The 14,705-nt window shown below is 60.7% G+C and carries 10 protein-coding genes; 2 read left to right on the plus strand and 8 right to left on the minus strand.

The genetic code is table 11. From position 1 onward, the window contains the following. Positions 1-81: 81 nt before the first annotated feature. From bioB to ACU0AG_RS09790, 4 genes are all read right to left on the minus strand, one after another. Positions 82-1,098 (minus strand): biotin synthase BioB, encoded by a 1,017-nt coding sequence (gene bioB, locus ACU0AG_RS09775; protein ID WP_482782092.1) that lies wholly within the window; start codon positions 1,096-1,098, stop codon positions 82-84. Then, positions 1,095-2,984, minus strand: coding sequence for an acetyl/propionyl/methylcrotonyl-CoA carboxylase subunit alpha (locus ACU0AG_RS09780; RefSeq protein WP_482782093.1), 1,890 nt, complete (start codon positions 2,982-2,984; stop codon positions 1,095-1,097). The genes bioB and ACU0AG_RS09780 overlap by 4 nt, the downstream gene beginning before the upstream one ends. A 5-nt stretch (positions 2,985-2,989) precedes the next feature. Beyond that, on the minus strand, positions 2,990-4,597 hold the full coding sequence (locus tag ACU0AG_RS09785; RefSeq protein ID WP_482782094.1) for a carboxyl transferase domain-containing protein: 1,608 nt from the start codon (positions 4,595-4,597) through the stop codon (positions 2,990-2,992). Positions 4,598-4,785: 188 nt separating this feature from the next. After that, a complete protein-coding gene (locus ACU0AG_RS09790) occupies positions 4,786-7,266 on the minus strand; it encodes a CaiB/BaiF CoA-transferase family protein (RefSeq protein WP_482782095.1) in 2,481 nt (826 codons plus the stop codon). A 211-nt stretch (positions 7,267-7,477) separates the two neighbouring features. Between ACU0AG_RS09790 and ACU0AG_RS09795 the strand changes: the two genes are divergently transcribed. After that, positions 7,478-8,365 carry an alpha/beta hydrolase gene (locus ACU0AG_RS09795; RefSeq protein WP_482782096.1) on the plus strand — a complete coding sequence of 296 codons (888 nt, stop codon included), beginning with the start codon at positions 7,478-7,480 and terminating at the stop codon, positions 8,363-8,365. A gap of 133 nt (positions 8,366-8,498) precedes the next feature. After that, the gene (locus ACU0AG_RS09800; protein WP_482782144.1) at positions 8,499-9,260 is read left to right on the plus strand and encodes an EthD domain-containing protein; all 762 of its coding nucleotides are present in this window, start codon (positions 8,499-8,501) and stop codon (positions 9,258-9,260) included. 34 nt (positions 9,261-9,294) lie between these two features. Here the strand turns inward: ACU0AG_RS09800 and ACU0AG_RS09805 are convergent, their stop codons facing one another. The 4 genes from ACU0AG_RS09805 to ACU0AG_RS09820 form a co-directional block, all read right to left on the minus strand. Then, the gene (locus tag ACU0AG_RS09805) at positions 9,295-10,062 is read right to left on the minus strand and encodes an SDR family NAD(P)-dependent oxidoreductase (protein ID WP_482782097.1); all 768 of its coding nucleotides are present in this window, start codon (positions 10,060-10,062) and stop codon (positions 9,295-9,297) included. 174 nt (positions 10,063-10,236) lie between these two features. After that, positions 10,237-10,944, minus strand: coding sequence for a glutathione S-transferase family protein (locus tag ACU0AG_RS09810; protein ID WP_482782098.1), 708 nt, complete (start codon positions 10,942-10,944; stop codon positions 10,237-10,239). Between the two features lie 138 nt (positions 10,945-11,082). After that, the gene (locus ACU0AG_RS09815; RefSeq protein WP_482782099.1) at positions 11,083-13,470 is read right to left on the minus strand and encodes a TonB-dependent receptor; all 2,388 of its coding nucleotides are present in this window, start codon (positions 13,468-13,470) and stop codon (positions 11,083-11,085) included. A 388-nt stretch (positions 13,471-13,858) separates the two neighbouring features. After that, positions 13,859-14,641 carry an SDR family oxidoreductase gene (locus ACU0AG_RS09820; RefSeq protein ID WP_482782100.1) on the minus strand — a complete coding sequence of 261 codons (783 nt, stop codon included), beginning with the start codon at positions 14,639-14,641 and terminating at the stop codon, positions 13,859-13,861. Between the last annotated feature and the right edge of the window lie 64 nt (positions 14,642-14,705).

Raw genomic sequence — 14,705 nt, forward strand, 5'->3', positions numbered from 1 at the left:
CCTGCGCTAACGCAGATCAGCTTCCTGCCACGCCGGTTAGTATGCATCACTTAGAATTAGAGCAATGCTGGCTTAAAGACGTCATACTAGTGCAGCTTTGTTTTGCCGGGCCGGTTCCTCACCCTTCAGCGCGGTCAGCCCCAGCTTGGCGAACAGTGCGCCGTCGCTGTCGTCGCCCGCATTGGGCGCGGTCAGCAGCTTGTCGCCGGTGAAGATCGAATTCGCGCCCGCGAGGAAGCACAAAGCCTGCGTCGCCTCGGACATCGACTCGCGCCCGGCCGAGAGCCGCACCATCGAGCGCGGCATGGTGATGCGCGCCACCGCGACGGTGCGGATGAATTCGATATCGTCAATCTTGGCGAGCGGCGTGTCGGCCAGCATGTTGCCCAGCACCGTGCCCTTCACCGGCACCAGCGCATTCACCGGCACGCTCTCCGGGTGCTGCGGCAGGGTGGCGAGCGTGTGGATGAAGCCCACCCGGTCCTCGCGCGTCTCGCCCATGCCGACGATCCCGCCAGAGCACACGTTGATCCCCGCCTTGCGGACGTGATCCAGCGTATCCAAGCGGCACTGGAAATCGCGGGTGGAGATGACGCGCTCGTAATACTCAGGGCTGCTGTCGATATTGTGGTTGTAGTAATCGAGCCCGGCTTCCGCGAGCATCTCGGCCTGGTGCGGTTCGAGCATCCCCAGCGTCATGCAGGTCTCGAGGCCCATGGCGCGCACGCCCTTCACGATCTCGACGATCGCGGGCATGTCGCGGTCCTTGGGATTGCGCCACGCCGCGCCCATGCAGAACCGCTGCGAGCCTGCGTCCTTGGCCTGCGCCGCGCGCTGGAGCACCGCCTGCACATCCATCAGCTTGGTGGCTTCCACGCCGCTGTCGGCCTTCACCGACTGCGAGCAATAGCCGCAATCCTCGGGGCACCCGCCGGTCTTGATGCTGAGGAGGGTGCACAGCTGCACCTGCGTGGGCGGGTGATATTCGCGGTGGACGCTGGCGGCCTGGAACAGCAGCTCGGTGAAGGGCAGATCAAAGAGGCCTGCGATTTCGGTGCGGGTCCAGTCGGTGCGGGGGTGGGTGATTTCTTGTCTCATTCTCCAGTCTCCTGGCGGTTTTCAGGTTGGAGGGCTACCGTGCACAACACCGCATCGACCTGCACCTGCGCGCCGGCGCTCACCGTAAGCCCCTCGATCACCCCGTCGAAGGGCGCGGTGAGGGCGTGTTCCATCTTCATCGCCTCCAGCACCATCAGCCGCTGCCCGGCGGTGACGGCCTGGCCTTCGACGACATCGACCGCGATGACCTTGCCCGGCATCGGCGCAATGATCGCACCATCGGCGGCGGAGGCGTGGCCGGTGCCGCGCGCGGCAAAGGGCCGCAGGGCGAAGGTCTCGCCCGCCTCGTTCAGCCACACTGTCTCGCCGTCGTCGAATTGCAGGATCCCGGCGGCAGGCTGCGCCGCGTCGCCGGTCACGACCACGCTGCCGAGCATCATCGCGACTTCGCTGCGTGCAGGGGCATTAAGGCGGAAGCCCGGCGTTCTCACCGCGACATCGCCAGTCTCGCGGTGCAGCATCGCGTGTGCCGCCTGATCGCGCGCGGCTTGCGACGGCGACACGGCATCGGCCCATTCCGGGTTGCGCCCGATGAGGCCGGTGTCGAGCCGGGCCAGCAAGAACTCTTCCGACAGCAGCGCGCGCAGGAGAAAGGGTGCGTTGGTCCTGACCGGGAAGACGAGCTGTTCGCTGAGACAATCTTCCATGCGCCAGATCGCCTGTTCGCGGGTCTCGGCGTGAGTGACGATCTTGGCGATCATCGGATCGTAGAAGGGCGAGATGGCATCGCCCTGGGCGACGCCGGTCTCGATGCGGGCGTAGCCGTCGTCGATGGCGAACATCTCGAGCGTGCCCGTGCTTGGCAAGAACCCCTTGGCCGGGTCTTCCGCATAGAGCCGCGCTTCGATCGCGTGGCCGTTGATCTTGAGGTCTTCTTGCCTGAGCGGGATCGGCTCGCCGCTTGCGACCCGCAATTGCCATTCGACCAGATCGACCCCCGTGATTTCTTCGGTCACGGGGTGTTCGACCTGAAGGCGGGTGTTCATCTCCATGAAGAAGATGCGATCCGCCCTCAGCCCTTCCGAAGCGTCGGCGATGAATTCGATGGTGCCCGCGCCCTCATAATCGACCGCCTTGGCGGCGCGCACGGCGGCGGCGCAGATGGCTTCGCGGGTGGCCGCGTCCATGCCGGGGGCGGGGGCTTCCTCGATCACCTTCTGGTGGCGGCGCTGCAACGAACAGTCGCGCTCGAACAGGTGGACGACGTTGCCGTGGCTGTCGCCGAACACCTGCACCTCGATGTGGCGGGGCGAGGTGATCCACTTCTCCAGCAGCACCTCGTCATTGCCGAAGCTGGCCTTGGCCTCGCGGCGGCAGGATTCCAGCGCTGCGGCAAAGTCGGCGGGGGCATCGATCTTGCGCATGCCCTTCCCGCCGCCGCCGGCGACCGCCTTGATTAGGACGGGGTAGCCGATGGCTTCGGCCTCTGCGGTGAGCCGCTCGACCGACTGGTCCGACCCGTCATAGCCCGGCGTCACCGGCACGCCGGCCGCGCGCATCAGCTGCTTGGCCGCGTCCTTCAGCCCCATCGCGCGGATGCTCGCAGGCTTGGGGCCGACCCAGATCAGCCCCGCGTCGATCACGGCCTGCGCAAAGTCGGCGTTCTCCGAGAGGAAGCCGTAGCCCGGGTGGATCGCATCCGCCCCCGTCTGCTTAGCCGCCGCGATGATCTTCGCCCCCACCAGATAGCTCTCCGCAGCGGGCGAGGGGCCGATATGCACAGCTTCGTCGGCTTGGCGCACATGCAGCGCCTTGGCATCGGCATCGGAATAGACCGCGACCGTGGCTATCCCCATGGCGCGCGCGGTGCGCATGATCCGGCAGGCGATCTCGCCGCGATTGGCAATCAGGAGTTTCTGGATCATCGGTGTTACATCCGGAACACGCCAAAGGCGGGTCGCTCGGCAATCGGTGCTTCGAGACACGCCGCCAGCGCAAGCCCCAGCACGTCGCGGGTCTGCACCGGATCGACCACCCCGTCGTCCCACAGCCGGGCGGTGGCGTAGTAGGGGTTGCCCTCGTCCTCGTATTTCTGGCGGATGGGGGCCTTGAAGGCCTCGGCCTGCTCGGGCGTCCAGCTATCGGCCTCGCGGTGGACGGTGGCGAGCACCGACGCCGCCTGCTCGCCGCCCATCACCGAGATGCGCGCATTGGGCCATGTGAACATGAACCGCGGCGAGTATGCCCGCCCGCACATCCCGTAATTGCCCGCGCCAAAGCTGCCGCCGGTCACCACGGTCACCTTGGGCACGGTGGCGGTCGCCACGGCGGTGACGAGCTTTGCGCCATGCTTGGCGATACCTTCCGCCTCGTATTTCCCGCCGACCATGAAGCCGCTGATATTCTGGAGGAACAAGAGCGGAATGCGGCGCTGGCAGGCAAGCTCGATGAAGTGAGCGCCCTTCTGCGCGCTCTCGGAGAACAGCACGCCGTTGTTGGCGAGGATCGCGACCGGCATACCCCAGATGTGGGCAAAGCCGCAGACGAGGGTGCTGCCGTAATGCGCCTTGAACTCGTGGAACTCGCTGCCGTCGACCAGCCGCGCGATCACTTCCTTCACGTCATAGGGCGCGCGCACGTCCTCGGGGATGAGGGCGTAGAGGTCCTCGGCGTCGTACTTGGGCGGGCGGGGGTCTTTCAGGGCGACGTCCGCCGCCGCGCCAGTGTTCGCGCCCAAGTGGCTGACAATGTCGCGCACGATGGTGAGCGCGTGCTCGTCATTCTCCGCGAGGTGATCGACCACGCCCGACTTCCTGGCGTGCAGATCGCCCCCGCCGAGGTCTTCCGCTGAAATCTCCTCGCCCGTCGCCGCCTTCACCAGCGGCGGGCCGGCGAGGAAGATCGTGCCCTGATTGCGGACAATCACGCTCTCGTCCGACATGGCCGGCACATAGGCCCCGCCCGCGGTGCACGAGCCCATCACGCAGGCGATCTGCGGGATGCCGAGCGCGGACATATTGGCCTGATTGAAGAAGATCCGCCCGAAATGGTCGCGGTCCGGAAAGACCTCGGCCTGATGCGGAAGGTTTGCGCCGCCCGAATCCACCAGATAGATGCACGGCAGGCGGTTCTCCTGCGCGATCTCCTGCGCGCGCAGGTGCTTCTTGACCGTCATCGGGTAATAGGTGCCGCCCTTCACGGTCGCGTCGTTGCACACGATCATGCACTGCCGCCCCGAGACGCGCCCCACCCCGCAGATCAGCGAGGCGCCGTTGACGTCGCCCTCGTACATGCCGTTGGCCGCAAGCTGTCCGATTTCCAGAAAGGGCGAACCCGGATCGAGCAGCCGCTCGACCCGTTCGCGCGGCAGCAGCTTGCCGCGCGACACATGGCGTTCGCGCGACTTTTCCGTGCCCCCCAGCGCCGCCTCGGCCACCCGCGCGCGCAGGTCCTGCGCCAACACGTGATTATAGGCAAAGCGGGCCTTGGCCTCGGGGCTCTCGCGGTCGAGTTTGGTGGTGAGCGTAGGTGCGGTCACGAGATGCCACCATCATTGCGTGCGCCAAAGTACCTAAGTGAACCAACAATAAGCGAACATGTGGTGCCGCCTTGCTCTCGCAAGCACGGGTCGATGGCAAGCGGCGCGCTCAAACCAAAGCCATCCGCCCTCATCTTCAAACAGTCCGCCGAATTAAAGCGCGTGATTTTAATCCAGGGCGTTTCATATCAACTTAGAACTCCAGCATCCTCAAGTTCCTGAATTTGCCCAGTGTCATATCCCAGGATGTCTCGAAGTACCTCCACGTTGTCACGGCCGTAGCAAGGCGCTGAACGCATATAGTTTGCAGGCGTTCGCCGAAGTTCAAAGGGTGACGCCTCGATCACGGTTGAGCCAGAAATCGCATGCGGCATGGTGACCAGATGCTTGCGCGCCACAATCTGCGGATCGAACGCAAATTCTTCGATCGAAGTCAGGCGATGGGTAGGAACGCCGCACTCTTGCAGCGATGTCTCGAGCGTTTCCACCTTTTGTCCGGACGTCCATGCTTCGATACGCGCCTCGATTGCATCTTCATCGCGCTTGCGGCCTTCAAATGTGGCCCACGACGGTTCGTCAATCTCAGCCAGCGCGGCAAACCGAGCCCATTGTTCGTCTGTCTGCACAGCTATCGCAATCCAGCGATCATCACCCGCCGTCGGAAAGACACCGTGCGGCGCCATCGCGAGATCGCGGTTGCCCATGGCGCCCTGCACTCTGCCGGTAGCCGAAGTCTCGGCCATCTGCGCCGCCAGGAATTGAACTCCTGCTTCTGTCTGCGATACGTCAAGCCAGCAGCCTTTTCCGGTGCGTCTGCGATGGTCGAGCGCTGCAAGGGTGGCAGGAATCCCAAACCGCGGCGCGACAAAGTCCGTGTAGGGGCCATAGGGACCAACGGGAGTCGCGTCTCTGTTACCGACAATATGCTGGAAGCCGGCAATCGCAGCGCCGTGGTTTCCGTACCCGGAGTACTTCGAATAAGGGCCTGACTGGCCGGTGAGCGATGTGCTGACCATGATCAGGCCAGTGTTGAGCTTTGCAAGCTCCTCATAAGACAGGCCCCAACGCGCCATCTGTCCCGGGGTGAAAGATTCCACCAGCACGTCGGCCCACTGCGCCAGACTTCGAACGATGTCGCGCGCCTCGGGCCGCGACATATCAAGCGAGAGCCCGAGCTTGCCCGCGTTACAGGTCTCGTAAAGGCCGGAGCGTTGGACATCATATTGCCCATCCGGGAATGGTCCCATCAGGCGCGCAGTTTCGACCCGCTTGGATGACTCGACCCGGATGACAGTCGCGCCGTAGTCGGCGAGATTGCGGCCGATGAGCGGGCCCGCCACAACCCAGGCCAGATCAAGCACCTTCACCCCCTCCAGCGGTTGCCTGGACGGCTCCGCCGGCAGGGCCTCCGGTGCTTCAATTGCCGCCCAATCCGCCAGAATCTGTTCGCGATGCGCATCCAGTTCGGGCGCGGCAGAGGGACTGGCAAAGGCCCCCGGCCAATTGCCGGCAAATCCCCACGGCAGAGTATATGTGCCGTCCGCCCCTTCGACGTTGGCAAGGTAATTGCGGGCAGCGAATTGTCGGCTCGACAGCATGTCCGCGATCGTGTCGATCGGGGCTATGCGAATGCCGCGATCAAGCGCAATTTGCATCAGATCGGCCTTTTTGAACCGGAGCAAAAAGGCTGACACATGATTGCGCGCTTCTTCAATCATGCTCCAGGTGATGTCGCCGCTCTCCAGGCGTTCGTGCAGGGTGGTCCAGTCCCAATCATGGAACGCTTCTGGCATTGCACCTTCATCAATCATCCAGGCGAACAGCTTGTTGGTCGAAGGGCCGGTCGCAGGCCCCATCGCCAGATGCATTTCGGCAAGCCCATCGGCGACTGGCCACTTTGACCGGCGGGTCAAGGACCCGCTGCCACTGAGATCCATTGGCCCAGCTTTCCCGCCTGAACTGACCGGGCCGGGCTTGGGCACGAAAATCTCATGCCCCACCGACTGTGCAAGCACAGCACCGAGCGTGCATTGCGGCAAGGTCTGAAGGATCGAGAGGTCGATATGCTGCCCTCTCCCGCTTCGAAGCCGCTCGGCATGGGCGATCAAAGCGGCTCCGGCAGCAGTGGCCGCTCCATGCAGATAGGCCTGCGGCACGCTTATCCGCAATGGCCGGCCATCGTGATCACGAGTGAGAAGCAACGGCCCACCTGCGGCCCATAGCGTCAGCTCACTGTCATGCCAGTCGCGCTTGGGTCCGGTCAGCCCAAAGGGAGTGATCGAGACATGAATCAGGCGCGGGTTGATGGCGGCGAGTGCATCGGGGTCGAGCCAAGCGGGCCTCCCCTCGCTCGGCGCGGCGGATTCAAGCAAGATATCCGCCGAGCTGACCAAGGAGTTCCAAGTTGCCGGGTCAGTCACCGGATCGCAGACGATCGACCGCTTTCCCGACGCATAGGCGGCCCAATAACAGGAACTTTCTGAGTCGCGCCAATCTGCGTTGAACGGCGGCTGCCTGCGGCCCGTGTTGCCGCCCGGAGGCTCCATTTGAACCACATCAGCCCCGAGCTGCGCTAGAATGTGTCCGGCTAGCAAGCCGCGATGGTCGGTAACGTCGAGCACTCGGTACGACGCGAGCAACCCCACCGACGCCGCACTGTCCGTAACCATTTTTCCACCTCTCCCCGCGCGCTTTTTTCCAGTGCGCTTCAGCCACGGCAATACGCACTCAGCCCCCAGTCGGTCAATACTTGCTTGCCACAAGCTAATCGATTAACGTGGCACACGGAGAGAGTGAGGGGCAGAGTGTGCGTGAAACGCCCACTGCGACATCCACGCGGGCACCCGACCTTCAAGAACAATAGCAACCTCGGAGGAAAAAATGTCCAGCGATCAATTGCAACAGGTCATCGAAATGATCCAATCGGGCCCTGATCTTGGATCCTTGCCTCCACCGGAATTGCGGGTGGCCTTCGATGCCATGGGCGAAATCACTTTGCCCGACCCGTCAATCGCGTTTGAGGCAGTCAATGCAAATGGCGTCCCTTGCGAGATTGGCGTCGCGCCCGGCTCCCGCACAGACGCAACCATTTTTTACCTGCACGGCGGGGGCTATGTCATTGGATCGCTCGCGTCGCACCGCGGCCTGCTTTCCCGATTGGGTCAGGCTGCTGCGATGCGCACGCTAGCGGTTGATTATCGTCTCGCCCCCGAACATCCCTTCCCCGCCGCTGTCGATGATGCGGCTACCGCCTATCAGTGGTTGATTGACAGCGGCACACCGCCTGAAAAAATTGTCTTTGCCGGAGACTCGGCTGGTGGCGGGCTTGCCGTTGCCACCATGCTCAGGTGCAAGTCTGCCGGGCTGCCCTTGCCGCGTGCAGCAGTGCTTTTCTCGCCCTTTGCTGACATGGGCACAAGCGGCCAATCGATCATCGAGAACCGCCCGCGCGATGTCCTTGTGACCGAAGGTGTCGCGCCGTCGATGGCCGAAACCTATCTCGCCGGTGCAGACCCCCGCTCCCCCGAGGCCTCGCCCATCTATGGCGACCTTACAGATCTTCCGCCGATCCTCATCCAGGTCAGCAGCCATGAGGTGCTCCTTGACGATTCCTTGCGGCTGCTGCGCGCGGCAATCATGGCGGACGTGAAGGTCCATCTGCGCGTCTATCAGGGTCTGCCCCATGTCTGGCAGCTGTTCACGGGAATGCTGGACGAGGGCCAGGCTGCGCTTGATGAAGCCGGTGCCTTCTTCAAGGAGCAGCTATAGCGACTGTGGAATGACTCAACAGTTCGTAGCCCACGCGCCACCTGGCGCAGTCGGAACGAATGCGCAGTCCGGATCGATAACGTTCGTCAGCATGCGGATCCAGGATCCGGGGAGTAAGTTTGGCGTGATCAAGATGCTGTGTCAGGTGCCGCGCAAGCAAGGCATGAGTGAAGCAGAGTTTTATCCGCGCTACCTCCGGGGACATGGCGGCCTCGTGAGACAACATGCGCAGGCCATGGCCTTCTTGCGCTATGTGCAAGCACACCGGATCGACGTGCCCGAAATGGCAGGATTTTCTGCAGGGTGCTCGTGGCGTGAACCTTTGGATGGTCAGTCGGAACTTTGGTGGGAAAGTTGGGACAGTATGGAAGCGGCGCTCGGCTCGCCCGAAGGGATGCGTGCCAGCGCCATTCTTGAGGATGACGAACAGGCCTTCACGGATACTGGCAATGTCAGCGGTTTCATCGCGCAGGAAGAGGTCGTACTGGATCAGTCCGATGGGACCGCGCCCGGATCAGGTACAGCGGTCAAGATCGTGATCGAGCTCTGGAAACGCCCTGATCTGACAGGAGCAGAATTCCGCACCCACTGGAGCACCCGGCACGCAGTCCTAGTACGACATCACGCAGAGGTACTGGGCGTCTGCAAATACGTGCAGAACCACAACGATCCCGAAACAAGGTTCGATTTTGCCGCATTGCGCGGGTGGCGCCCTGCCCCAGACGGCGTTGCGGAAATATCGTGGCCCAGTCTCGACGCGATGCAGAAGGCTCTGTCCTCACCCGCCGCGATCGCGGCTATTGCTGCGATGCGACAAGATGAGAATGCCTTTACCGATCCTTCCATGACCCGCGCTTTTGCGGCCCAAGAACATTCGATTTTTGACTTGATCTGAGGGTCGCTTGCACAGCGCAGGGGCCGCGTTGGGCCTATCGAGCGAGCAAACCCCCGTCGATGACCAGCTCCGCTCCGGTAACGAAGCGCGCTTCGTCCGACGCCAGATAGACGCATCCCCAGGCAATATCCTCAGGCACCCCGCCGCGACCACCGGGTTGGAGCGCGTTGAACATCGACTGCGCCGCACTCGCATCGGCTGCATTATTGATGATATTCTGGACAATCGGTGTGTCGATATAGCCAGGATGGATCGAATTGGACCGTATTCCGTCTCCGATATAGTCGAGTGCGGTCGACTTCGAGAAATTGCGTACCGCGCCCTTTGATGCCGCATAGGCGGCGAAATGGGGACCAGCGACGATCCCGAATGCCGACGAGATGTTGATGATCGATCCGCCGCCTGCATCGATCATGTGGGGAATAGCGTATTTGGTGAAGAGGAAAACGCCGCGTGCATTGACTGAAAAAGTACGGTCCCAATGGTCTGCCGAGATATCGGCCGCGGCGCCCATGCCGGCAACGCCCGCACACGCCACAACGGTGTCAAGCTTGCCAAAGCTCTCGACCGCCGCATCGATCGCCGCGATCACCTGATCCTCGATAGCGACATCGCAAGCGACAAAGCGGACCTTGTCCGTTTTGGACTGGATCAATTCGGCCAGTTTCGGATCAACCGGCGGCTGAAGGTCGGCGACAACGACGCTGGCTCCTTCAGCCACAAATAGGCGCGCAGTCGCCGCTCCAATGCCGGATGCGCCGCCAGAGATGACCGCTACTTTACCGTTCAGGCGATTTGTCATGGTGATTCCCTCAGAAGATATAAAAATGTAGGAAGACAGCAGTTAGAATTAACGGTCAGGATGAGAACTCTCGTAATCTGGAAACACGAGGTGTCTGCCTATTCAGGCCCAGCGATGACGGACTTCTCGCGGACACGTATGTCGATCCGCTATCCAGCGAAGTCCAATCTGCGCTCATCCCTTCGGTTCGGTGAACTGGAAGGCGTAAAGGGCCCTTCTCGCCTCGTCGTCGATAACGGATTTTGCCTCTGATCCCTGCATCACCATACCGACCCGCCGGATCGCCGGCCTCGCATCGACCGACTTGAACCAACGATTGAGATTAGGTCTTTGCGCAAATGCATCCTCACCTTCGGCGATGATGAAGGGCACTTTTTCGATCCATCCGTACGCCGCCATGTCCACGATCGTGTAATCGTCTCCGACGATGTAAGTTGATTCCTGAAAGCGCTTTTCGAGAACATCGAGATGACGGTTCATCTCGAATTCGTAGCGATGAAGCGCGTAGGGCACTGGCTCGGATGCATAATAGCGAAAGTGCGCGACTTGACCGCAGAACGGGCCAAGACCGGTGCCGATGAACATCAGCCACGACAGCAAGGCACCCCGCTCCGACGACCTTCCCATGAACTTGCCGGTCTTTTCGCCAAGGTAAAGCAGAATGGCTTGCGAATCGAAAACCACGGTTTCGTCGCCTGTTCCATCGTCGCGATCGACAACGATAGGCAGTTTGCCATTAGGATTTAGACGCCGCAGTTCCGGGCTGTGCTGTTGCCCCTTGTAGAGATCGACCCGCACGATCTCGTAGGCCAACCCTGTCTCTTCGAGCATAAGTGCCACTTTGACCGGATTGGGACCCTGGGAAAAATACAGTTGGATCATCTCGGCTCTCCTCAGGAAAGATCCAGAAGCAAGACCACTTCGGATGCGGGAGCGCCGCAGCCGGTGGTGCGGATCAAACCAACCCGACCCGGCTCGCCCAATCCGCACCTCGGGGGATGGGGCTACGCCCCGGCGCATTCAATAATTGAAGCTGACGCTCACACCGTAAGTTGCAGGCCTCCCGGCATACCGGCCGATGGTATCAAAGGCTGCGACGACGTTGTTCCAGTAATATTCGTTGAGCACGTTCTTGCCCCAGACCGATACGCGCCAGCTGTCATCGGCCGAGGCGATGCCGGCTCGCAAATCGACAAGCGCGTAATCGTCGATCTCGAACACAGTCGTGACGGGCGAAGTTATGCCTGCCGGGTTAATTTCACCACCTATCGTTGCAACGGTGTTCGACCTGAAATTGAGGCTCGCCCCAACAAAACCGTTGAGGGAATCCGACATCGGGAAATCGTAATCGATGTTGGTCCCAAACTGATATTTCGGAGTATAGGGTACATTCGCGCCCGCAAAATTGGCTTCGACCCCGCCAGCGTTGATCCCGGTGAACTCGGTGATGGTGGCATCAAGGAAAGTGAAGGTATTGTTGATCACCAGTCCCTGCGTCGGCCTGATGTTCATCTCGAGTTCGAAGCCTTTGACCTCCGATTTCGGGATATTCTGCAAGGTGTCCAGAATACCGAAATTGGGATCGACCAGCTTTGATCGCAGCTGCTTATCGGAATAGTCGTAATAAAAGACAGCACCATTCAATTGGAGTGCCCGATCCAGCAAGGTCGCCTTGAAGCCTGCTTCGTATGAAAGCACTGACTCCTGTGTGACGGGAAGGTATTGGCTAAATAGCGAAGCCGACAGCGTCGGGTAGCTACCCGCCTTGTAGCCCTTAGCAAGATTCGCGTAGAGCAGGATGTCGTCAGACGGCTTGTAGTCAAGCCCGACGCGCCAGGAGAAATTGTCTTCATTGAGGGAATCGATGAAGTTGCCAGATGCTCCTGGCACGACGCCGTTGTAGGTGTCAGGCGTGTTGTTGATTTGGTAGCACTGGCCGTCATAAGGACCCAATGCGCCGCCAAAAAGCACGTCATAGAACAGGGGACCGGTGTTGCGCGGGCTCCCGCTGTCGTCGAAGCCGCACAGGTCGGCATCGATCTGGGACTTGGTGTAGCGCCCCCCTACCTTGAGCGTAAGCTGGCCAACGTCATATTCGATGTTGGCAAAACCTGCATAGTTTTCAAACTTCTGATCGCTCGAGTAGGAAAGCGAGAAGAACGGGTAACCAAACAGTACATCGTACAGCCCCCGGATCGACGTATCGTCGAAGCGCAGATCAATGATCTGATTTACGGTACTTTTTTCGTAATTTGCACCGATCACCCAACGGAAATCGGAAAGGCTATTGTTTGCGATTCGCAGTTCCTGGCTGAAGCTTTCAATCTGACCGTTGTTGTTCACAAGATCGAGGGTGGTGATCGGGAGACCGTCACCTTCATCGCCTTGCCGCTGCTTGAATTCGACGTAGGACGTGAGAGAGGTGACGGTAATATCATCGCTCACGTCAAATTCCGTGCGCAACGATGCCTGCCACAGGCTGTTGTCGCGACGCGGTACACCCGGAGTCCAGTCCGCAGCCCGTGGCGACTCTGGCGAAAATTGCGCGGCAGCCAACTGCGGCGGAACGAACGGGGGTGCCTGCGGGAAAAGCGCGATAAATTGTGGAGCCTGCGTTTCGCTCTTGTCCTTCCAGCCATTCAGATTCAGCTTGAAGCGCAGCCGTTCGGTCGGTTCGAAATCCACCAGCAACCGGCCCATATAGTTTTCGATCTTGCCGTTGCGGTCACCGGGGCGCGAGTTGCTGACTTGCCAGCCGTCGGCCCGTTCGATTCGGCCTGCGATGCGGGCGTTAAGGTTCGGCGCCAACGGCCCGCTGATGTAGGCCTCGCCAATTACTTCGTTGAAGCGGCCATAAGAAACACTTCCGCCGGCGCTCAAAGAATCCGTGGGCTTGGCAGCAATGTAATTGATCGCACCGCCAGTCGCGTTCTGGCCGAACAGCGTGCCTTGCGGACCCTTGAGAATCTCAACCCGCTCCAGATCAAACGCCGAATGGGAGGACAGTGCCGGAAATGCCAGAGGCGCTTCATCGACGTAGGTGCTAACCGTCGGATAAGCACCAAGCGATGCTTCGTAAAAACCTACGCCCCGCAGCGTGTAAACAGGCGTGCCGTTCGCACTGTTCGTAAAGGAAAGGCTGGGGGTGGCCAACGCCAAATCCTCAAGCGAGTTGATCTGTCGGTTCTGCAGCGCATCGCCGGAAAGCACGGAAACAGTGATCCCGACATCGTTTAAACGCTGCTCACGCTTGTTAGCGGTCACCACAATTTCACCGGGAGCAGGCGCTTGGGCATCGGACGCTTCCGCATCACCGGTCTGCGCTTCAGCCGTCTGAGCATGCGCCTGCCCGGCGAATACGATTGCTGTAATGCTGGCGCCTAGCAAAGTGCGACTGAAACGGTTCATTTTACCTCTCCCGAAAATTGTTTTTGTGATTCTGCTGGATCAGCCGCGAGGAGCCCCTCGGCCTGTTTGCTGCTGAGTTTCTCGGCCAAGGCCGAACAGTGGTGTGTGGAATCGATGCGCGGATTGGGTCGAGATCTCCAACAATGGGCTGCGCAATCCGGCTTTGGCTGCAGCTGCAGGCGAAAGCCTGCCGGCGACAAGCGCACAGCCAGCCCAGCCCAATCGAGCTAACCAAGACACTGCTGCAGCACGATGCAACGTGCCGCCGGGCTGCCCCCGGCCATGACGATGAAACGGCACCCACGTGCTCAATACTTCTCTCCCACCTCAGTCTATCGCTGAGGTGATCGAAAGCTATCTCATTTGCTAACTAGGCGCAAGCAAGTTTCTACAGAGCGGAAATTCCACCGTCGATCTTGAGTTCGGACGCGGTCATGAAGCGACTCTCGTCCGACGCCAGATACAAGACGGCATAGGCGACATCATCAGGTTCCCCGAGTCGGCCGACGGGGACCTGCTTTAGGAGGCGCGCCAACATGGCCGCCTCGTCGCGATCACCACGAAGGTCGTCGAGCATTGGTGTTCTGATGAAGGTCGGGTGGATCGAATTGCAGCGGACATCCCAGCCCTTCTTGGCGGTGAGCAGCGCAATCGATTTGGTCAGCAACCAGACCGCCGCTTTCGCGGCGTTGTAGGCCGCCAGATTGGGCGATGCGATCAATCCTGCGGTAGAGGACAAATTGATAATCGATGCAGGCTGGCTTTCGCAGAGCAGCGGCAAAGCCAGCTTGCACCCAAGGAAGACGCTGTCCGTGTTCACGCACATGACGCGATGCCATTGTTCGAGAGAGAGATCTTCGATCGAACCGGTCTGCACAATCCCGGCATTATTCACCAGTATTGACAGGCCACCCATGCGATGACGGGCTTCGTCGAGTACACTTTCCCAATCGCTGGCGCATGTCACATCATGGCTGCTAGCAGAGGCAACCTGGCGACCGATTTCTTTGTTGATCGCATCTGCGACCTCCCCTGCCCCGGTCGCATTGATATCCGTCAACAGAACCTGCGCACCATGCAGCGCAAGCATCCGCGCAGCAGCTGCTCCCAGCCCTTGTGCGCCGCCGGTCACGAGTGCTTTCTTGCCGCGAACCCGTCCCGGAAAATTCATCTGCCTGCCCAATCTTCTTGTCATGCTTGCCGCAGGATACTAGTGTGTGACAAGCAAGTGGAGA

The sequence above is a fragment of the Erythrobacter sp. RANMB8 genome (genome assembly GCF_056848235.1).

Excerpts from the sequence above, each read along its gene's own strand:
- bioB (WP_482782092.1), bottom strand. The coding sequence starts at position 1,098 with ATGAGACAAGAAATCACCCACCCCCGCACCGACTGGACCCGCACCGAA.
- ACU0AG_RS09780 (WP_482782093.1), bottom strand. The coding sequence starts at position 2,984 with ATGATCCAGAAACTCCTGATTGCCAATCGCGGCGAGATCGCCTGCCGG.
- ACU0AG_RS09790 (WP_482782095.1), bottom strand. The coding sequence starts at position 7,266 with ATGGTTACGGACAGTGCGGCGTCGGTGGGGTTGCTCGCGTCGTACCGA.
- ACU0AG_RS09795 (WP_482782096.1), top strand. The coding sequence starts at position 7,478 with ATGTCCAGCGATCAATTGCAACAGGTCATCGAAATGATCCAATCGGGC.
- ACU0AG_RS09800 (WP_482782144.1), top strand. The coding sequence starts at position 8,499 with ATGCTGTGTCAGGTGCCGCGCAAGCAAGGCATGAGTGAAGCAGAGTTT.
- ACU0AG_RS09805 (WP_482782097.1), bottom strand. The coding sequence starts at position 10,062 with ATGACAAATCGCCTGAACGGTAAAGTAGCGGTCATCTCTGGCGGCGCA.
- ACU0AG_RS09810 (WP_482782098.1), bottom strand. The coding sequence starts at position 10,944 with ATGATCCAACTGTATTTTTCCCAGGGTCCCAATCCGGTCAAAGTGGCA.
- ACU0AG_RS09815 (WP_482782099.1), bottom strand. The coding sequence starts at position 13,470 with ATGAACCGTTTCAGTCGCACTTTGCTAGGCGCCAGCATTACAGCAATC.
- ACU0AG_RS09820 (WP_482782100.1), bottom strand. The coding sequence starts at position 14,641 with ATGAATTTTCCGGGACGGGTTCGCGGCAAGAAAGCACTCGTGACCGGC.